The organism is Bradyrhizobium sp. USDA 4510 (assembly GCF_054059095.1).
Genome location: NZ_JBSSBT010000001.1, coordinates 337,112 through 357,558 on the forward strand (window position 1 = coordinate 337,112; position 20,447 = coordinate 357,558).

The following is a 20,447-nucleotide window of genomic DNA, read 5'->3' on the forward strand; positions in this document are numbered from 1 at the left end:
TTGAGTCCCATTCAGACCTAAGGACAAGATTAAATGGAAACACGTGAGCGCTCGTCCACATCTTGAGGTGGACCTCAGGTGATTGTGCGCAAAAAGACATGGGTCTTGATCTTGCGAAGGTGCTTCTTGTTCGAGATCGCGATCTGCGATCCGAACGGTGGGGCTGAGTTAATCCAAGCAACCAGGATGCAAGAAGCGGAGGATTGAGCTCTCTGCTTGGGAAGCATGTAAGCCTTTAGAGCACCCGTTTCCGCTTCCCTCATAATAGTGGCTTCGCCGCGGTCGCCTTTGATGACGATGGCCTAGCGCGACTTGGCCGCGAATTTGCGTCACCCTCTTTGAATGCGAGTCGAGATGGCATTTACCGAGCTTTTCATCAAACGTCCGGTGTTGTCTATCGTCGTCAGTCTCCTGATCCTGCTGATCGGCCTTCGCGCTGCTGCCGTTTTACCGATCCGCCAGTATCCCAAGCTATCCAATACAGTCGTCAATATCACGACATCCTATCCTGGCGCATCCGCCGACATGATCCAGGGGTTCATCACCAATCCCCTGGAGCAGGCCGTCGCTTCGGCAGAGGGCGTCGACTACGTCACTTCCTCGTCGGTGCTCGGTACCTCAACGATCCAAGCCTACATCAAGCTCAATTTTGATCCCAATGAGGCACTCACCGAGGTGCTGTCTAAGGTCAACTCAGTCAAATATTTGATCCCGAAGGAATCAAACGATCCGGTTGTCACTAAATCAACCGGTCAGGCAACCGCTGTCATGTACATCGCCTTCTCCAGCGAGGAGCTGACGGCCAGCGCGATCTCCGATTATCTCTCGCGCGTCGTGCAACCGATTATGTCTACGGTAGACGGCGTCGCGGCGGCAGACATCCTGGGCGGCCAAAGTTTTGCGATGCGGCTATGGCTCGATGCTGCGAAAATGGCGGGGCACGGCGTGTCGCCTGCTGATGTTTCGGCTGCAATCGCCGCCAACAACTTCCAGACCGCGGCCGGCCAGACCAAGGGCTATTTCACTGTCTCCGATGTCACGACAAACACCGACCTGCGGAGTGTCGATGACTTCAAGCGCATGATTGTCAAAGCTCAAGACCGCGGCTTCGTGCGCATGGAGGATATTGCGACAATCGAGCTTGCCGCGCAGACCGCAGACGTCAGCGTCTCCATGAACGGCGAGCACGCGGTCTTCATCGGCGTGCGGGCGAGCCCGCAAGGCAATCCGCTATACATAGCGCGAGGCGTTCGGGCGATGTTTCCGGAAATGGAGCGTAACCTGCCGCCATCACTGAAGATGAAAGTGGCTTACGACTCTACCAAATTCATTCAATCGTCGATCGATGAAGTCGAGAAGACGCTCATTGAGGCGATCGTGATAGTAGTGGTGGTGATCTTCCTTTTCCTGGCCTCGCTGCGGTCGGTCATCATTCCTGTCGTCACTATTCCGTTGTCGCTCGTCGGTGTCTGCAGCATGATGCTGGCGCTCGGGTTTTCGTTCAATCTGCTTACCCTCCTTGCGATGGTGCTCGCGATCGGTCTCGTGGTCGACGACGCGATCGTCGTGGTAGAGAACATTCATCGCCATCTAGAAGAAGGTGCGCCGCCCCCGCAGGCTGCTGCGAGAGGCGCGCGCGAGATCGTTGGCCCCGTTGTCTCCATGACGATTACGTTGGCCGCCGTATACGCCCCCATCGGCTTTCTTAGTGGCCTCACCGGTGCGCTGTTCCGCGAGTTCGCGTTTACATTGGCGGGGGCGGTGATCGTGTCGGGCGTGATCGCTTTGACGCTATCGCCCATGATGTGCTCGGTCTTCCTGAGGGGCGCTGAGGAGGGACGGTTTGCTAGAATTGTGAACCGTGTGTTCGGCGCCATGACACGCTGGTATGGCCGCAAGCTCGACCGCTCGCTCGACTATCGCCCAATTACCGGGCTGTTTGCCGTGACCATGCTGGGCCTCGTCGGCTTTCTCTGCGTAAACACTTCCAAGGAACTCGCGCCGGAGGAGGATCAAGGGATTGTATTCGCACTAACCAAGGCGCCGAAATACGCCAATATTGACTATCTCGACTATTACGGCGCCAAGCTCGAAAAGGCGCTTCGGAAGTTTTCCGAGACCGATTTGAGCTTCGTGCTCAACGGTAGTGGCGGTTCGCAGGCGGGTATGGCCGGCATGTTGCTCAAGCCATGGGACGAGCGCAAGCGATCGTCGATAGTTCTTAAGTCCCTACTCCAAGCCGAGCTGTCCAAAATCGAAGGTATCAACGCATTTGCTTTTAGCTTGCCGGCACTTCCGGGCGGATCGGACGGTCTGCCAGTGCAGATGGTGATCAATTCGACGCTCGGCTTCCAATCTGTCTATGAGCAGATGTCGAAACTGAAGGACGCCGCACGCAAGAGCGGCCTGTTCATGATCAGCGACTCTGATCTCGAGTTCAACCAGCCGGTGGTGCGAATCAAGGTCGATCGATCCAAGGCCAACGATCTTGGCATCACGATGCAGAATGTCGGTAACGCGCTCGCCATCCTACTTGGCGGAAACTATATCAATCGCTTCAATCTGCAGGGTCGCTCCTACGAGGTGATTCCGCAGGTGCCGCGTGAGAAACGCCTGGCCCCGGAAGCGATCGGGAACTATTATGTGAAGACTGCGACGGCCTCGATGCTTCCGCTGTCTACCGTCGTCTCGGTCGAGACTGCGACTGATCCGAACGCGCTCACCCACTACAACCAGCTCAACTGCGCGACCTTTCAGGCCGTGCCGATGCCTGGTGTCACGATCGGTCAAGCCGTGGAATTCCTGGAGGCGGAGGCACAGAAGCTGCCTGCAGGCTTCAGCCACGACTTCCTTGCGGACGCCCGGCAATATGTGCACGAGGGTAACCAGCTGGCCATCACGTTCGCATTTGCACTGATCGTCATATTCTTGGTGCTTGCGGCGCAGTTCGAAAGTCTGCGCGATCCCATCATCATTATGATCAGTGTGCCGATGGCAATCGTCGGCGCCTTGATACCGCTATTCTTTGGCTGGGCGACGATGAACATCTACACCCAGGTCGGATTGCTGACGCTTGTTGGCTTGATTTCCAAGCACGGCATCCTGATGGTTGAGTTCGCAAATGAGCTGCAACTCAGGCAGAGACTTGACCGTCGCTCGGCGATAGAGATGGCGGCGCGCGTCCGACTTCGTCCAATCTTGATGACTACGGCGGCGATGGTCGCGGGCCTGATACCCTTATTGACCGCAACGGGAGCCGGAGCCGCGAGCCGCTTCTCGATCGGGCTCGTGATCGTCGCCGGTATGTCTGTCGGCACGCTGTTCACGCTCTTCGTGTTGCCGGCGGTCTATGTTGCGATAGCATCCGATCACCGTGCCGACGCGAGTTCGGGCTACGACAAGGGTGGCCTCGCGGGAGCCGTTAATGCCCAGCTGGCCAAGCATTGATGTCAAACCACTCCGGGTTGACGAGATTGCTGGCCTAGATTGGATCGTTGTCCGCCGGCCGTGGTGATTTGGTGGGCCCGAATTTCGGGAAGGGGCTCGAAGGATGCCCCCTGGTTGCTGCGCCCGTTTCGACCATCGTTCGCCAGCGGGAAGGACTAAACCATTAACAAATGCGATCGTTCATGACGCCGGTGTGGTGAGCGAAGGTGCCTGGGGCGGCTTCATTTCGAGATCTTCATGACTGTGCTGCCGAGCTTGGCGAGCATCAGATGCTCGGCAAAAAACACGTCGGCGATCCGTTGCTGCTCCGCCTCGGCGAATTGCTGGACGTTCACGGCCGCAGAACGCTCAATTTCGTACTCGCCGCGGGGCGGAGAGAATTCATGCTCGCTTGATGAAAGGGCGGCATTGCCATTACCCAAATGCCGCTAGTAATAGAATTACTTTCTCCTCGTCGCCGTCGTATTGGCTGAGTGATCACAGTCAGGTAGTGGGAAAGTACAGCACGGCTTCTCAACTAAGGAGCAGACGTTGAAGCGATGCACATGACCACGTTCGCTGCCGCGATGGAGGCAGCGTGAGCTGCCAAGCGGGAGGCCAGAATCTGCCTCAGTCCTGATGGCCAATGTTCAGGCCTGATTCCCTGACACATGCTCCGACGCCCTCCGAAGTGCGAAAGTTATCGAAATGCCTGAGTTTGATGCAGCTATGTTTTTTCTGGCCGCAACGACGTGCTTTGCGTCCTTTGTAAATGGAGCCATCGGCTACGGGTTTTCGTCGCTCACAGTGCCTCTTGCGCTGGTTTTCTACACCAATCGCGTTCTCAACCCCGCCATTGTTATCATCGAGGTCTTCGTCAACGTATACGTCGTCCTCATCAATCTGAAGGGCGTGCCGGCAATTTGGAGACGAGTGTTTCCCATCTTGCTTGGACTTTTGCCGGGCATTGCGCTTGGCGGCTATGCGTTGGCCTCGCTGCAGCCGGGCTGGATCAAATTCGCTACCTACACGATCATACTGCCCCTGATCCTGCTACAAGCCGCAGGTTGGCGCCGCCCTATCGAAGCTAGCTGGCTGATCGGTCTACCATTCGGTTCGATGCTGGGCATCCTCTATTCAGTGACGACCATCTCCGGTCCGCCTTTGGCGATGTTGTTTAACAACCAGGGCCTGGTCAGAAGTGAATTTCGCGCCGGTCTAGCCCTGGTTCGCGTGGTTGAGTCGAGCGTGACCGCCTTCGTCTATTACAAGCTAGGCCTGTTCATCTCCGAAAGCGGCAGCCTGCTCTATGCCTTTATACCCAGCGTTGTGCTCGGCATCCCGCTGGGATCCTACGCCATGCGCCGGCTTGATCCCGAGATATTCCGACGCATCTGCATGAGCTTTGATGCCTGGATCGTCGGATTCGGTCTGTCACGAGTGCTGATCGAGCTCGATCTAGTGCAGAGCTCCTGGGCTTATAGCGTGATGTCGGCGACGATACTGATCGATGTTTGCCTGCTATATTCGTTCTTTACCACGCACGGTCCGACCTGGTCAGAGCGACGGTCTCGGCGCGCCGCGGATATAAGCGCTTGAACGATGTCGGCGGGCGCCCCAGTATCGAACGCGCGCGCGACCTGGATCCTAATGGCCCGAAAGCAAAGCCAATCGATGACTGCGCGCGATGCCGATGTGGCCCTGTCGGCGCCAAGGATAAGGGCATGACAACTGGCTGATTGTTCCACGACAATCCGGTGTTTCGAGGCGGGGGAATTTGAAATCTCAGTTCTGAAGCGTCGGAGGCAGATGTTGCCGACTCGCTATTCGAAATACTTGTGATCGTTTGCCCGCGGGCGCTGATCGAGAAAAGGGAACACTCGAGACACAAGCACATCGAGTCGCCGTCTCGTCGGTCATCGATATCAACACCGCTCATTGTGCGGCGATCATCGTCTCCTGCCAAAGAGCAGCCGGGCGCATTCCTACTTTACACAGGTTGTCCGGTAGCTTCGGGCAGGTACGTGAAACGCTCCGATTTTGCTGATCTGGAGCGTACAAGGAGCGATGCAAAGTCGGCATTAAGCTGCTAGCTGAACGATCCGAACACCAACCTTGTGATCCGCGCCTCTTCATGATCGGAACTGGCTCGAGCGTTCATAAAGATGCTAGCGTCAGCGGCAATGCTTGGTGGAGTCGACAAGTGCTGTCGCGGAACTTGCGGCCGTGTTCGCGGCAGCCGTAGCCTTCTCCTCGAAATACACCCAAGGACGCGCGCCCGACGACTTTGTACGCTTTGTGACAAAGGGATATTGAGCTGTCACGCCTCTGACTGTCGGAAAAAGGCAAAGGCTGACGTCCTCGTTGCGGTTGCTCATCCGCGAAGATAGGCCGTAACACGCATCCGGGTTGCTTGGCGATCACTCCTATTTGACGCTCGCACCTTCTGAGGTGGCCCGAGCTTTTGCGATGGCATCGCATTTGCAGAGATGAAAATGTCAACATGAGTTCATCATCGTCGAGTTGCGGCCGCTTGCAGGCCACGCACGCAGGGTGAGGGGCGCCGCGCTTACGAGCCCGTTCTCTCAGGAGTGCCAGTGATACCATCTGCCAATTGGGCTGCCAGCCTGCTTGGGACGCGGCTTGCGTTTTTCGTTGCCGGATTCGGCCTCGCGGCGTGGGCGCCGTTGGTGCCGCTTGCCAAGGAGCGGCTCGCGGTAGACGACCGCACGCTTGGTCTTCTGCTGCTCTGTCTCGGAACAGGATCCGTTCTCGCTATGCTTCTGACCAGCGTGTCGAACGCGCGGTACGGCAGCAAGCCCATTATCCTCGTGGGTGGACTCGGCCTCGCGCTTATCCTGCCGTGGTTGGCTATCGCTGGAACACCTCTTGCGCTGGGTGCCACGCTGTTTGCTTTCGGCGTTTCACTCGGTTCGATCGATGTAGCCATGACCATCTATGCGATCGAATTGGAGCGAGCCACCGGCCGTCCGTTGATGTCCGGTTTCCATGCCCATTACAGCATTGGAGAATTCACCGGCTCTGCTGCCGTGACCCTGTTTCTCTCGCTTCAGCTTAGTTCACTTTCTTCGACGTTGGTCTGTTCGACGTTTATGATGATCGCGATAGTGTCGGCCTGGCCGCGGTTGACTGCAACGAGCTTGAGACAGCAGGGGCCATTGTTTGTCTTGCCCCATCGCAGTGTGCTGCTAATAGCGGCGCTCGCGGCTATCACTTTTCTTGTCGAAGGTGCAATGCTTGATTGGAGCGCTTTGCTTCTCGTTGGGGAAGATCTTCTCACGGAGGCGCACGGAGGTCTTGGATGTATGCTTTTCGCCATCGCAATGACCGCAGGGCGCCTCGGCGGAGATGCCGTTGTGGAGCGAATCGGCGACCGTGCCACATTGATGCTCGGAACTCTGCCGATCATGATAGGTTTCTTGGCTGTGGTCGCCGCGCCGGTAGCGCTGATTGCCATGGCGGGGTTCCTGCTTATTGGATTGGGCATTTCAAATGTTGTACCCGTACTGTGTCGACGCGCCGGCAAACAGAAGGTGATGCCGGTAGGCGTTGCGATCGCGGTCATCACGACAGCTGGCTACGCGGGTATACTGGTGGGTCCCGCTGGCATCGGGCTCGTCGCACACATGACTGGCTTGCCTTTGGCGTTCGCGATGTTGGGTGCGCTCATGTCCGTCGTCACGTTGTCGGCACGGATGGTATGACAGAGGGGCGTTAAGGCTCGTTAGTCGAGAGAGACGGGGGACGGCGTTAGAGGCTGAGCGTCGATCAGGTCTAAAACTTTAGCAGTAGAACGCTACGCCTTGATCACGGCCATTCTTCTTTTCCTGCAAGTTGGTTGGCTGAGCCGTAACTAGGATATGCGAGTCACTCGGGTGATCGGACATCCAACTGAGCGCTGTTGTTGATGAATGCCGTTGGGCCAGGCTGGAATATCCAATGTCCGCTGATGCTCGGATGGGTCTGCTTGCACCCGCTGTCGGGACTACCAGTTCACTAAGGTACCGTCCATTTGCTGTCGGCGAGATACGCCCGGTACGCTAGCTGAATGCCGTCCTCCAGCGAGGTGGTGGCGCGCCAGCCGAGCCGCGCCAGTCGGCCGACGTCGAGCAGCTTGCGCGGCGTGCCGTCCGGGCGCGACGTGTCGAAGCTGATCTCACCACGAAAACCGACGGCGGCCGCGACCATGAGTGCGAATTCGGCAATGGTGATGTCCTCGCCGGTGCCGATATTGACCAGTTCGGACGAGGAATAGGTCTTCATCAGATGGATGCAGGCGTCGGCGAGATCGTCGACATAGAGGAATTCGCGGCGCGGCGTGCCGGTGCCCCACACCGCGACGTTGCCGGCGCCGGAGACCTTGGCCTCGTGGAAGCGGCGGATCAGCGCGGCGACGACGTGGCTGTATTCCGGGTGATAATTGTCGCCGGGGCCGTAGAGATTGGTCGGCATCACGCTGATGAAATCGGCGCCGTACTGGCTGCGATAGGCCTCGGCCATCTTGATGCCGGCGATCTTGGCGATGGCATAGGGCTCGTTGGTCGGCTCCAGCGGGCCGGTCAGCATCGAATCCTCGCGCAGCGGCTGCGGCGCCAGGCGCGGATAGATGCAGGACGAGCCGAAGAACATCAGCTTCTCGCAGCCATTGGCGTGCGCTGCCTGGATCACGTTGCTCGATATCGCCAGATTGTCGTAGAGGAATTCGGCCCGCAGCGTGTTGTTGGCGACGATGCCGCCGACCTTGGCCGCGGCGAGGAACACGGCCTGCGGCCGCTTCGCGGCAAACCAGGCGTTGACCGCGGTTTGGTCGCGCAAATCGACCTCGTTGCGCGACACCGTCAGGAGATCGGACTCCTCGCGCGCCAGCCGGCGCATCAGCGCCGAGCCGACCATGCCGCGATGGCCGGCGACGAAGACCGTCTTGCCCTTCAGCTCAAAGGCCGTGCTTGCCATTGGCCGCGTCCTGCCTGGCCTCGACGAGATCGCTGGCGACCATTTCCTTCACCAGCTGCGCGAACGGCGTCTTCGGCGTCCAGCCGAGCTTGGCGCGCGCCTTGCTTGCGTCGCCGATCAGAAGATCGACCTCGGTCGGGCGGAAATAGGTCGGATCGATCTGCACCAGGGTGTTGCCGGACGCCTTGTCGACACCGATCTCCTCGACGCCCTTGCCGCGCCATTCGATGCTGCGGCCGACCTCGGCAAACGCCAGCTCGACGAACTCGCGGACCGACCGCGTCTCGCCGGTCGCGAGCACGAAGTCGCCGGGCTCGTCGACCTGCAGGATCCTGTGCATGCCCTCGACATAGTCGCGGGCGTGGCCCCAGTCGCGCTTGGCGTCGAGATTGCCGAGATAGAGTTTGTTCTCGAGGCCGACCTCGATGCGGGCGACTGCGCGGGTGATCTTGCGCGTCACGAAGGTCTCGCCGCGGATCGGGCTCTCATGGTTGAACAGGATGCCGTTGCTGGCGAACATGCCGTAGGCCTCACGGTAGTTCACCGTGATCCAGTAGCCGTAGAGCTTGGCGACGCCATAGGGCGAGCGCGGGTAGAATGGCGTGGTCTCCTTCTGCGGCACCTCCTGCACGAGCCCGTAAAGCTCCGAGGTCGAGGCCTGGTAGAATCGCGTTTCCTTTTCCATGCCGAGGATGCGGATTGCCTCCAAGAGGCGCAGCACGCCGATCGCGTCGGCGTTGGCGGTGTATTCCGGGCTCTCGAAACTGACCTGGACGTGGCTCTGGGCGGCGAGGTTATAGATCTCGGTCGGCCGGATCTGCTGCACCAGGCGGATCAGATTGGTCGAATCGGTCATGTCGCCATAGTGCATTAGGAACGGCACGTTGCCGGCGTGCGGATCCTGGTAGAGATGGTCGACGCGCGCGGTGTTGAACGAGGACGACCGGCGCTTGATCCCGTGCACGGTGTAGCCGAGACCGAGCAGATACTCGGCGAGATACGCGCCGTCCTGCCCGGTAACGCCGGTGATCAGCGCAACGCGCCGCTTTGAGTCCTGAGCCGCCATGGTCTCTCTTAGTTGCGCTGGAAAGAAAGCGCCCCTTGAAACGCGCGTTGCGGAGCGCTTTCTCGTGATATCTAGATGCGCAAGCGCGCACCACCCGCAATTAGAGGAGAACGATCATTAGCTTTAGTCATACACATCATATAGAAATGCGCACTATATACGTTGATTTACTCGACTGGAGAGCGGGACCACTGAGTTGAATGTCCACATCCTGACCGAACAAGCCGGACGACAAACGCCATCACGCGCAGCCGGATACTGCTCGGGCGATGTTTCCAACGAGATGACGCCGATGGTCCATGTTCCTTGTCTATCTTGCGCACGTTATATTCGCGTAGTCTCGCCATAGCCGGCGGAGTGGTTTGCTGAGGTGCAGTTGCCGACGCCCTTACCGGAATTACGCCATGCAAGCACACAATGAGCTTGGGCCTCGATATCGTATTCTACAAAGCTCCCGTACCTTTGACTTCCGAACAGAGCACGCAATCTGGTCAATAGGGTCGTCGGCCTAGCGCTCCTTTCAATAAGTGTAAACCGACGCAAGACCGAATAAGAAAGAATGGCAAACGTCGGTATAGTTCTTCGAACGTTTCGATATCGATAGCTTACGTTCGTACAATAGAGAGTTCGATGCAATCGTCTAGTCTCATATCCCGACGAGTAACGACAAAGACGATCCACGCGAGAGCGGCTGTGTGATACACCGGTAGCAGACATGTGGAAAGCACGGTGAGGCCGCATCCTTCTAGCAGCCCGAAGGAGCACAGCCGGTGCAAGGTTCTCGAGGAGATCCTCAGTGAGGCGTCGGGACCGTTGCTCCCGCGTCGGCTGCTAACCGGATCGGCCGCGTCGCCGCTCGCTTTGTTGGGATTTGAGCTGAAGAGTCGTGAGTGGCTCATCAGGATGATGAGCCAAATAGGACATGACGCTTCACTCTGGAATGAATAGTCTGCCGATCTGGCCAAAGTTCCTCAATCCATGAAGCCTAGCCGCTTGCGCGATCTATCCTCGCAGCGGGCATACCACGCGATGGTGACAGTTGCCGTCGCCTTCGAGCGAAGAGTCTGTTTGTGTCGGGATTGGATACCGAACTCAGCCACCAACCGTGCCCGCATATCGGGCTCACCTCTAAGGAGGCACGCCATTCGCAGTCATCGCTGTTTGTATTCGATGGAGACAACCAAAAGCAGACCGTGGCCGGAGAAAGCGATGATGGTTGAAATAGACCGAGCCCGCACTTGCGAATGCGGCGATACATGAAGCCGCAATAAATTGAGAGCTTGATACCTATCACCGTCGGGTAGGCAGATTCCATGGGTCCCTCTGTGGGAACGCCTGACTCTTTGAACATGGGCTGTATCGATCAATATGTGTGGAATAGTCGGCATCTTGGCGCGTGGTCCGGTCGCTGGGCAATTGGTCGCTTCGCTGAAGCGACTGGAATATCGTGGCTATGACTCCGCTGGCCTAGCGACGCTCGAGGGTCTCCGTATCGAGCGCCGGCGCGCTAAAGGTAAGTTGAGAAACCTTGAGGAACGGCTACGCCATTGTCCGCCGTCGGGTCATAGCGGCATTGGTCACACCCGCTGGGCAACTCATGGAAAACCGACCGAGAGTAATGCTCATCCGCATGCGACGGAAAATGTCGCGGTCGTTCACAACGGTATCATTGAAAATTTCCACGCGCTGCGAGCCGAACTGGAGCGGAATGGAGCTCATCTTAGCTCAGAGACGGATACCGAGGTGGTGGCGCATCTCGTCGAATCCTACCTCAAGAATGGCTACTCGCCGCAGGATGCGGTACAAGCCTCGCTGCCACGGCTGCGCGGAGCTTTCGCTCTGGCATTTCTGTTCAAAGGCCATGAGGATCTTTTGATCGGTGCGCGCAAGGGATCGCCCCTTGCGATCGGGCATGGTCCTGGCGAAGTGTATTTAGGATCGGACGCGATCGCACTCGCGCCCTTGACCGATGCCATTACTTACCTTGAGGACGGCGACTGCGCCGTGCTTACCCGCGCGGTCTGCGTGATCTATGGCGCAGACGGGACTGTCGTCCATCGGGAAACATCCAAGCCTGGCGCGTCGTCACTCCTGGTGGACAAGGCGAACTATCGTCACTTCATGGCAAAGGAAATCCACGAGCAGCCGACCATGGTCGGACAGACATTGGCGCGTTATCTCGATATGGCAGCCGAGCGCGTAGTCCTGCCGCTCACACTACCGTTCGACTTCAATTCTATTCAGCGCATCTCAATTACAGCGTGCGGCACGGCGAGCTATGCTGGCTACATTGCCAAATACTGGTTTGAACGGCTGGCCCGCCTGCCTGTCGAAGTCGACGTGGCGTCCGAGTTCCGCTACAGGGAGGCGCCTTTGCGCCGGGGCGATCTCGCGATCGTCATCTCGCAGTCCGGGGAAACGGCCGACACACTGGCCGCGTTGCGCTATGCCAAGAGCCAGGGCCAACACACGATATCCGTGGTCAATGTCCCGACGTCGACTATCGCGCGCGAGAGTGAATCCGTGCTGCCGACGCTAGCGGGTCCAGAAATCGGCGTGGCCTCCACCAAGGCATTCGTCTGCCAGCTGGCGGTGATGGCGATCCTTGCCGTCGCAGCGGCCAAAGAGCGCGGTAAGCTATCCGAGATCGATGAATCGAGGCTTGTACGCGAACTTATCGAACTGCCGCGGCTAATTGCTGCAGCGCTGTTGGTCGAGCCGCAGATCGAGAAACTCGCGCGTGATGTTGCCAAGTCGAGCGACGTGCTCTATCTCGGCCGAGGCACATCGGCGCCCCTGGCCTTGGAGGGCGCGCTCAAGCTGAAAGAAATCTCCTATATCCACTCAGAAGGCTACGCCGCCGGCGAACTCAAGCATGGACCGATTGCATTGATCGATGAGACAGTGCCCGTCGTGGTGATCGCGCCCTACGACGGGGTCTTCGAGAAAACCGTCTCGAACATGCAAGAAGTCGCCGCTCGAGGCGGCAACATCATCTTGATCACCGATGCAAGGGGCGCCTTGGAGGCGACGGTGGATACGCTTATGACCATTGTTTTACCAGATATGGCTGCAAGCTTTACGCCCATGGTTTATGCCGTCGCGGTACAATTGTTAGCTTATCATACCGCCGTCGTTATGGGGACGGACGTGGATCAGCCGCGCAATCTTGCCAAATCGGTCACAGTTGAATAGATGGCCGCGGCAGCGTCGATATGCTGTCCTGCGGGCAGTTCCGCGGATGCAATAAACATGTCGTCGTGACTCCTATTGACGACTGCTCGCTGCTCGCCGCGCCCGCCGAACTTATCGAGACTGCGATCTGGAAGCCACTTTGGTTGACCCTAACCGCTATCGGAAGGAAGCGATCGGATCGCTTCAGTAGGCGAACTTAGCCGATTCCATTCGTGATTGACGCATGGGCGCCCTCGTCCCTCTCCGAACGTCAATGCCGCGTGCGTTAGCTTCGGGTAGCCCAGCTCACGCTGCAAGCTGGGCACCTATCAGTTCCACAAGCCCTAACCAGCCCGAACGAAATACGGATATGCCTGATGGATCACCAATAGCCTCGTCCTACCTCCAATCCTCGCGCATGCCGAACTGACGAACTAAAGTGATACAGAATGCAGATAGCTTCGCGGGGGCGTATCGTGCCTCGCGGAGCGCCAAAACGTCCCCCTACATAAAGTCATCATCCTCCCAATCCGGCGAGGTATTTCCTGCACGCTCGGAACGTTCCGTGCCTCTGCCTTCGCTCTCCGCCGTTTTGGAAAGGTAAAATCGAGGTTTGTTCTCTCGCTGCCATTCTCCTTGGCTATTCTTACCCCACTTGTCGGGATGCTGGGTAGGATCAAGGACCATCAGCGAGTCACCTATCTCAACAAAACCCAACGCTGCGGCACGGGCTTTTGCTTCCGGATTCACAGGGTGAGAAAGGACCAAGGGCTCATCGCCATCAAGCCGAAGTTGATACTCCAGCAAGATATCGCCTGCATTGTCGACCAGGGGATGCGTAACCCGAAAGTCTATTGTCGATGTTATGTCCGATCGTCCGGGAAACTGTTCCTGCCAGCGGGCGCGTGCGGTTTCCTCCTTGAACACATCATCGACGGTAGCTCCTCCTTCCGTTCGGAGAAGTCCAACGCTTTTGTTTCCTAATTGATAGCTGAAATGTCGTGCGTCGTCCGAGCCGACCTTCCTGCCATGATTATAGGCGACGTCCGCAGCTCGTTCGGCCTTCAATGCCACCGACCGCGAGTATTGCTGGGGATTGGCCGCGATATGCTGGACTTCATCCCCATAGAAATCTTCCAACAGTTCCTGAAATGAGGTGCTTGAGATCTCCACGACAGGTGGTTTGGCAGCTAGTGAGTACGGCCGCGCTGCTGCCGAAGTTGAACGGGCATAGGCTGTTTGTGGCGCTATCTGCAAACTGGAAAAGACTTCCTCGAAGCGTCGGTCTTGATCTGTCTGCGTACCGCCGGCTTCAATTTGTGTCATTCCATCAAAGTCGGAACTACCCATCCATGGAAAGCTGGGTGAGCCATCTAGTCGATTGTACATGGGCGTTCGCGCTCCCATCCAAGAAAGTTGTCTTGAGTGTCAGGGCCACCAAGGCCGAGCGGGACTTGATAGTCAGACTGTCTGACGAGAAGCTGACTACAAGTTTTCGAGCAGTTGTACCGTGTGCCTACGTGATCGGATCTCTTTGCCGTGGCCGTTCACAGCGGTTTCGCCTGACCTTGGAAAGTTGGTCCGAGGTCGCGATACAATCTCACCATTCAGTGGGTTTAAAATTGACTCAGGCGAGCTCGGGAGTGGCAGTCCGACAGGACTCGTACAAAACTAATAAGAGCCCCAGCCCGCGCCAAACGGTAGTCGCCTGTGAACAAGCCTGTAAGCGATTGAGCGGGAGTCTGTTTTTGGGATTTGACGGCGTTTGAGATTGCAGGAATTTGAGGCTTGATGGCCGCAAACCTTGCAAATTCGTTTTGTGGATTCCTCTCCGCTGTGAACCGTGCTTCTGTGGTGCACCGGAGGGATGATGCGGCCGAAGAAGCACAAGACGACGGGATCGAACGATCTGTTCCGGGCACGGCTGGACCAGATCATCAACATGAAGCACGAGCTCGTTCTGCTTGCCGGCAAGATCGACTGGGACTGGATCGACGGCGAGATCGCCCCGCTCTACAGCGAGAACGGCAGGCCGGGGATCGAGACCCGCTTCATGATCGGGCTGCTGTTGCTCAAGCACATTTACGGGCTGTCCGATGAGGGGGTGTGCGAGCGCTGGGTGCACGATCCGTACTTCCAGTTCTTCACCGGCGAAGAGTTTTTCCGGCACGTTTTCCCGCACGAGCGCTCGGACCTGAGCCATTGGCGCAAGCGGCTCGGCGACAAGCTGGAGCAGTTGTTGGCCGAGAGCCTTCGGGTGGCGCACGAGACCGGTGCGTTACGCAGCCAGGACCTCAAGCGGGTCACGGTCGACACCACAGTGCAACCAAAGGCCATCAGCTTCCCGACCGACGCCAAACTGCTGCATGCAGCGATCCGGGGGCTGAACCGCCTGGCGAGGAAGCACGGGGTCAAGCTGCGGCAATCCTATTGTCGCGTGGCCAAAAGCGCGGCGATGATGGCGGGCCGTTACGCTCATGCCAAACAGTTCAACCGGCATCAGCGGCAGCTGCGTATCCTGCGCAGCCGGCTGGGGCGGATCATCCGCGACATCCGCCGCAAGATCGAGGGCGAGGCGACGCTGGAGGAGGCGTTCGCCCTCCCGCTTGGCCGGGCCTCGCAGATCCGCTCGCAGCAGCAGCGCCAGCGCGGTTTCAAGCTTTATTCTTTCCATGCCCCGGAGGTGGAGTGCATCGGCAAGGGCAAGGCCGCCGCACCTTATGAGTTCGGCGTAAAGGCCTCCATCGTCACCAACAATCGCCGCGCCCCCGGTGGCCTGTTCGTGCTGCATGCCAGGTCGCTGCCCGACAACCCTTACGACGGTCACACGTTGCGGGATGTTATGGACCGCACCGAGACACTCACCGGCTGTGCGATCGAGCGGGCCTACGTCGACAAGGGCTACCGCGGCCACGACGCGCAAAATCCCCGCCGCGTCTTCATCTCCGGCCAGAAGCGCGGTGTTTTCGGCGCCATCAAGCGTGAGCTGCGCCGCCGCTCCGCCATTGAGCCCATCATCGGACACCTCAAAGCCGAAGGACACCTCGGCCGGTGCTACCTCAAGGGCCGCGCCGGCGATGCCGCCAACGTCGTTCTCTCCGCCGTCGGACACAACCTCCGTCGCATCCTCGCCTGGTTCAGAGAACTTTTGCGCCTGTTGTTGGTCTCGCTCTGGCGCACGCTCAACTGTCCAGCTCAGCTCAATCCGGCTTCTTAACGGTCGACACGGTAATCTAACGACAGGGGAGCGGGCTCGGCTGGCCAAAGATCGGCTCTCGTGCGAGGCGCCCAGACCGGACAAAAGTCGGCGGTCGGCTGATTGTTTCAAGCGTCTGCGCCGTCGCCATTCTCACTCAGTGCGGCATCGAGGTGCTCGATCAGCGTATGTCCGGCGAAGGGCTTGGCCAAGAATCCGGTCGCTCCCGCGCTCAGGGCTGAGGCGCGCACGCGGTCATTGGGGAAGGCTGTAATAAAAATGAATGGCACGCCATAGCCACGGGTCCGCATTTCCGCCAGCAGGTCCAACCCACTCATAACCGGCATCTGCACATCGGTAATTACACAGGAGGTCTCGTTCAACCGCGGCGACCTCAAGAACTCCTCGGCCGACGCAAACGTTTGAACGACGTAGCCACGCGATTTCAGAAGATTTTCTGTCGCCGCACGGACCGATGCGTCGTCATCAACGACAGAAATCAAAGGCGTGGACAAGACAAGCTCTCCTGGCGCGGGACTAGCGGCTGCCGAGGCACTAGCCACCATTGAGCGAAAAGTGGGCTTGAGTGGTTAAATTGTAAAATCATACTTAGGTTTGTTCGGGGCGGTTACCGCGGATTCCCAGCGTCTCAGTCATTCTGATCAAATCCGCCAGCGACCTGGCGCGCATCTTTTTCATCACGTGTCCACGGTAGATCTTGACCGTAATCTCGGCGAGCCCCAGCTCGGCGGCTATCTGCTTGTTCATTAATCCGGTAGCGACCAGTTTCATCACCGCCTGCTCGCGCGGGCTCAAGGTTTCAAATAGAGACTTCAGCTTCGCGATAGTCTGCTCGTCCTCGCGCCTTTTGCGATCGCGTTCGGTCGCTGCGACTACGGCGTCCAGCAGTTCCTGATCGCGAAACGGTTTGGTGAGAAAATCGACCGCTCCGCCCTTCATAGCCCTGACGCTCATGGGAATGTCGCCATGGCCGGTAATGAAGATGATGGGAATATGAACGTTCGCCTTGGCTAGCTCAGTCTGAAACTCAAGGCCGCTTAAGCCTGGCAGCCGGACATCAAGAACCAGGCAGCTAACAACGTCGGGAAGTTTGCTCTGCAGCATTTCTCGGGCCGATCCGAATGCAACGACGTCCAGGCCCACGGATTGGAAAAGGTTCGTAAGCGACCGACGCATCGAGACGTCATCTTCAACAACGAAGACGATCGCATGCGCCGACGCCTCGGCCTTGCTGCCTTCGCGCTGGGAGTTGGAGCGTTCACTCATGACACGATCTCCTTGTGCAGCGGCAGGTCAAACCGAAAGGTGGCCCCCGGCCCTTGCTTGCAGACGATCGAAAGACGCCCTCCGTGAGCCTCCACAATCGAGCGGCAGATCGAAAGCCCCATTCCAAGGCCGCTCGATTTTGTCGTGAAAAATGGGTCTAACACTCGGTCGACGTCATTCTCGGCGATGCCGATGCCACTGTCAGTCACGGCAAGCCGCACGTGCCCCATATCGTCGCTAGATGACTGAATCACTAGTTCACGCGGACGGTCCGTAACTGCGTCCATCGCTTCGATTCCGTTCATCACCAGATTGATAATCACCTGTTGCAGCTGAATCCGGTCTCCGAGGATTGCGGGTAGCGCTACCGTCAAATCGGTTTTTAACGTCACCTGGTGGCTAATCAGCTCACGTGTCACAAGCGCAATGACGTCTTTAACGACGTCATTGATGTCGAGCGGCAGCATCTCGATCTCGCCTTTCTTCGCAAGTGCGCGAATGCGACGGATCACCTCGCTTGCTCGGATTGCGTCTTCGATTATCCACTCAACCGATGAGCGCGCGGCGGAAAGATCAGGGGTTTCGCGGTTCATCCAACCGAGGCATGCGTCGGCGTTGCTGATAATAGCGGCGAGTGGCTGGTTGATTTCGTGGGCGATGGACGTTGTCAACTCTCCCAGGGTGGTCACGCGCGTCACGTGTGCGAGCTCTGCCTGTGCCTTTCGCAACTCTTGTTCGGCTTGATTTGCGCGAATGATAGCCGTCATGTCAGTGCTGACGCCCCGGTACCCGAGAAAATTACCGTCGATATCAAAAAAAGGCTTGCCACTCGTTCGAACGTAAATCGGAGATCCCATCCGGTTGACGGTGCGGTAGAGCAGATCCCGAAACGGCAGATGCGCCTCCAGCCTCGCCCGATGCTGCCGCCACTTCTCAGGTTCTTCTTCGACGTCGCACGCAATGTCCCAGCGAAGCATACCCATCAATCCTGTCGCCAGGATTCCCGCAGCGCTGGTGTGCTCGGACAAGCGAGTGACCTGATGATCTGGCCCGGTCTCCCAGAGCCAATCGGAGGCTGTTTCGGCGTAGTCGCGAAAGCGCTGCTCGCTTTCGCGCAGCGCGGCAAGTGTGCTTTCCAGACGTTCCCTGGCTGCATATTGCTCAGTGACATCCATATGTGTTCCGATGAGTTCGCTGACATTGCCGTCGCTGCCAACCACCACATGGGCCACGGAATGTATATGCCTCATCGAGCCATCTGGCATAAAGGATTCGAAAATCGTACTCGAAGCGTCCTTCCTTGTCTTCTCTAGCCAGTCGCTGCACTTCCTGAAGTCGCGGCAGGTCGTCTGGATGAATACGCGACCGAATGGTCTCTATCGACACCGTCTCTTGCGGATCAAAGCCAAACAGGCGATCGACCTCGGCGGAGCGATAGATAAAATCGAGACGGTAGACGTCCCAAGACCAACTACCCGTGTGACTGAGATGCTGGGCTTCGGCCAGGTAGGCCTCGCTGCGGCGCAACTGCTGTTCTGCTAGTCTTGCAGCCGTGATATCCGTCGCTGCCCCGACAAACTCGATGTCACCGGTCGCGGTTCTCGTGGTGCGTGCCCGCGCATGGATGTGCTTCACTGATCCATCCGGCAGCAGTAACCGGTATTCATGCTCGAAGCTCTTTGGATCTCGCATCGCCCGATCGATGGTCTCTTGGACTGACGCCCTATCGTCTGGATGCGTGCGCGCGACGATCAGTTCCGGCGCGGGAACCGTCTGCGGATCCAACTGTAGAATACGAAACAGCTCCTTTGACCAAAAGGCCTCGCCGGTGGCGACGTTCCAGCTGAAGCTGCCTGTATTGCTCAACTCCTGCGCCTGAGCCAAATGTACTTCGCTTCGCTGCAGGGCAAGTTCGGTCCGCTTTCGCTCCGTGATATCTTCGCAGGCTATGAGGACAACGGGCCGCTCATCGGCCCAGAGCATTGCTTTGGCGTTTTCACGTACCCACAACACCGAGCCGTCTTTCCGAACTTTCTGGGCCTCCCAGGTTTGCGATTGACCGATATCTTCAAGGCAGGCCCGAATGCATTTGCGGGCGAACGCGCGATCCTCGTCCAGAAAGACTCCCAGGACAGATTGACCGATCAGTTCGGAGCGCGCATAGCCGAGCTGTGTCGCGCCGAGCGTATTGACGTTAAGGACAGTACCCGCTTCGTCGACCATGACGTACATGGAGGGATTGTGCTCAAAGATTGCGCGCCACCGCATTTCACGGTCTTCCAAATCGGCAGTGCTGCGCCGGAGTTCGGCCGCAGTCTCACGCGCGGCCTCTCTTTCCTGGCGGATCTTTCCAATCAGGTGCGTTCCGACAATCGAGACAGTAAAGAAAGCGACAACCACCAGAAGAACTTGGGGGTCGTCGATCCCAAGACTGAACGCGGGCGGCGCGAAGTAGTACGCCAAAGCAGCGATGGCCAAGATGGAAAGGGCAGATGATGCAATGAAGCTGCCGATCAATGAAAATAGCAATATTACCAGCAGATAGCCGAACGCCGTCGCAGCGAAATGTGTTTGAAGGTACAAGGAGGCCAACGTCACTACCGCCAGCGTTATGCTGCCGAATGTGAACTGTGTGGCTGAACGTTTGAAATTATTGACTTGGTTATACATTCTTTGACCGTCCGGCCTTTCTCCGGCGGGAGAGTTATAACATTTAGGCAAAAATGGGGCAATCTTTCGGCCCCAAGGGACGCTCGCCAATGTTCTGGGTCAATTGCTTGCAGCTGAACTCAGCACGTGCCGGAGAAAGGCGCATTACAACGTAGGTATAGTTGTTCTAAACCTTTCAATATGGCGCGCTGACCCGCGTACCAAGCCGGTCGACGGTGATCATACCCGCCCCGACGTGATGCTGTAACGCGCGCCGGAATAAACGGATGGCTGAGTTGGAAATTGCCGCCACCCGCGGGCGCGGAAGAGGCCGGTTCAGTGGCCACGCACCAAGCTATTTTGTGGGCTAGACCCAGTCCCTTGGCCAGTCAGGCCGGGTAGGCTCTGTCGGAATCGTGTTGTGTTGCCCCACGCCAACCTTGCGCCAGCATTTGGATGGCTGGGAGCTTTCAACTCCACGGCGCGCCAAAAATATCGGTGGAAAAACGACTTCATCTTCCGCGTTTGCGTGGAATTCTCAGACGTGGTTTGGAGCGCGACACGGAGCAATGGTGTGAACGGCTGCTCCTGCAAAAAAGCATCAACTCGCAGTTCAAGTCGGCTGTGCCGATTTGAACTGCGAACGAACCACGGAGCTGGCTGCGCTCAGTTGAG

At 57.9% G+C, this 20,447-nt stretch carries 11 protein-coding genes and 1 pseudogene; 5 read left to right on the forward strand and 7 right to left on the reverse strand.

Annotated features, from left to right (window positions below; translation table 11 throughout):
* The first annotated feature begins 354 nt into the window (after positions 1 to 354).
* Positions 355 to 3,447 (forward strand): efflux RND transporter permease subunit, encoded by a 3,093-nt coding sequence (locus ACVMDN_RS01615; protein WP_456843590.1) that lies wholly within the window; start codon positions 355 to 357, stop codon positions 3,445 to 3,447.
* A gap of 221 nt (positions 3,448 to 3,668) precedes the next feature.
* Here the strand turns inward: ACVMDN_RS01615 and ACVMDN_RS01620 are convergent, their stop codons facing one another.
* Positions 3,669 to 3,869: a hypothetical protein gene (locus ACVMDN_RS01620; RefSeq protein WP_141713617.1), complete on the reverse strand. Its 201-nt coding sequence runs from the start codon at positions 3,867 to 3,869 to the stop codon at positions 3,669 to 3,671.
* 265 nt (positions 3,870 to 4,134) lie between these two features.
* Here ACVMDN_RS01620 and ACVMDN_RS01625 point away from each other — a divergent pair, with 265 nt between their 5' ends.
* Together ACVMDN_RS01625 and ACVMDN_RS01630 are read left to right on the forward strand one after the other, a co-directional pair.
* Positions 4,135 to 5,025: a sulfite exporter TauE/SafE family protein gene (locus tag ACVMDN_RS01625; RefSeq protein ID WP_069279743.1), complete on the forward strand. Its 891-nt coding sequence runs from the start codon at positions 4,135 to 4,137 to the stop codon at positions 5,023 to 5,025.
* Positions 5,026 to 6,026: 1,001 nt separating this feature from the next.
* Positions 6,027 to 7,151 carry an MFS transporter gene (locus ACVMDN_RS01630; RefSeq protein WP_456835918.1) on the forward strand — a complete coding sequence of 375 codons (1,125 nt, stop codon included), beginning with the start codon at positions 6,027 to 6,029 and terminating at the stop codon, positions 7,149 to 7,151.
* 292 nt (positions 7,152 to 7,443) lie between these two features.
* On the opposite strand, the gene fcl is transcribed toward ACVMDN_RS01630, so the two are convergent.
* Positions 7,444 to 8,400 carry a GDP-L-fucose synthase gene (gene fcl / locus ACVMDN_RS01635; protein ID WP_069279742.1) on the reverse strand — a complete coding sequence of 319 codons (957 nt, stop codon included), beginning with the start codon at positions 8,398 to 8,400 and terminating at the stop codon, positions 7,444 to 7,446.
* Positions 8,381 to 9,466, reverse strand: a complete 1,086-nt coding sequence (gmd, locus tag ACVMDN_RS01640; RefSeq protein ID WP_069279741.1) for a GDP-mannose 4,6-dehydratase — start codon at positions 9,464 to 9,466, stop codon at positions 8,381 to 8,383. Before gmd ends, fcl begins: the two co-directional genes overlap by 20 nt.
* 1,368 nt (positions 9,467 to 10,834) lie before the next feature.
* On the opposite strand from gmd, the gene glmS reads away from it, so the two are divergent.
* Positions 10,835 to 12,661: a glutamine--fructose-6-phosphate transaminase (isomerizing) gene (gene glmS / locus ACVMDN_RS01645; RefSeq protein ID WP_456835780.1), complete on the forward strand. Its 1,827-nt coding sequence runs from the start codon at positions 10,835 to 10,837 to the stop codon at positions 12,659 to 12,661.
* Positions 12,662 to 13,144: 483 nt separating this feature from the next.
* On the opposite strand, the gene ACVMDN_RS01650 is transcribed toward glmS, so the two are convergent.
* A complete protein-coding gene (locus tag ACVMDN_RS01650; RefSeq protein WP_176731395.1) occupies positions 13,145 to 14,029 on the reverse strand; it encodes an Effector protein NopP in 885 nt (294 codons plus the stop codon).
* Between the two features lie 481 nt (positions 14,030 to 14,510).
* On the opposite strand from ACVMDN_RS01650, the gene ACVMDN_RS01655 reads away from it, so the two are divergent.
* The gene (locus ACVMDN_RS01655; protein ID WP_069280586.1) at positions 14,511 to 15,857 is read left to right on the forward strand and encodes an IS5 family transposase; all 1,347 of its coding nucleotides are present in this window, start codon (positions 14,511 to 14,513) and stop codon (positions 15,855 to 15,857) included.
* 107 nt (positions 15,858 to 15,964) lie between these two features.
* Here the strand turns inward: ACVMDN_RS01655 and ACVMDN_RS01660 are convergent, their stop codons facing one another.
* The 3 genes and pseudogenes from ACVMDN_RS01660 to ACVMDN_RS01670 all read right to left on the reverse strand — a co-directional run bounded on the left by ACVMDN_RS01660 (position 15,965) and on the right by ACVMDN_RS01670 (position 19,793).
* Positions 15,965 to 16,351 carry a response regulator transcription factor gene (locus tag ACVMDN_RS01660; RefSeq protein WP_069279831.1) on the reverse strand — a complete coding sequence of 129 codons (387 nt, stop codon included), beginning with the start codon at positions 16,349 to 16,351 and terminating at the stop codon, positions 15,965 to 15,967.
* A gap of 94 nt (positions 16,352 to 16,445) precedes the next feature.
* Positions 16,446 to 17,123, reverse strand: a complete 678-nt coding sequence (locus ACVMDN_RS01665; protein ID WP_057018013.1) for a response regulator transcription factor — start codon at positions 17,121 to 17,123, stop codon at positions 16,446 to 16,448.
* Positions 17,120 to 19,793, reverse strand: a pseudogene (locus ACVMDN_RS01670) (PAS domain S-box protein). The gene ACVMDN_RS01665 and the pseudogene ACVMDN_RS01670 overlap by 4 nt, the downstream one beginning before the upstream one ends.
* Positions 19,794 to 20,447: the final 654 nt, after the last annotated feature.

Excerpts from the sequence above, each read along its gene's own strand:
- ACVMDN_RS01655 (WP_069280586.1), top strand. The coding sequence starts at position 14,511 with ATGCGGCCGAAGAAGCACAAGACGACGGGATCGAACGATCTGTTCCGG.
- gmd (WP_069279741.1), bottom strand. The coding sequence starts at position 9,466 with ATGGCGGCTCAGGACTCAAAGCGGCGCGTTGCGCTGATCACCGGCGTT.
- fcl (WP_069279742.1), bottom strand. The coding sequence starts at position 8,400 with ATGGCAAGCACGGCCTTTGAGCTGAAGGGCAAGACGGTCTTCGTCGCC.
- ACVMDN_RS01665 (WP_057018013.1), bottom strand. The coding sequence starts at position 17,123 with ATGAGTGAACGCTCCAACTCCCAGCGCGAAGGCAGCAAGGCCGAGGCG.
- ACVMDN_RS01650 (WP_176731395.1), bottom strand. The coding sequence starts at position 14,029 with ATGTACAATCGACTAGATGGCTCACCCAGCTTTCCATGGATGGGTAGT.
- glmS (WP_456835780.1), top strand. The coding sequence starts at position 10,835 with ATGTGTGGAATAGTCGGCATCTTGGCGCGTGGTCCGGTCGCTGGGCAA.
- ACVMDN_RS01625 (WP_069279743.1), top strand. The coding sequence starts at position 4,135 with ATGCCTGAGTTTGATGCAGCTATGTTTTTTCTGGCCGCAACGACGTGC.
- ACVMDN_RS01615 (WP_456843590.1), top strand. The coding sequence starts at position 355 with ATGGCATTTACCGAGCTTTTCATCAAACGTCCGGTGTTGTCTATCGTC.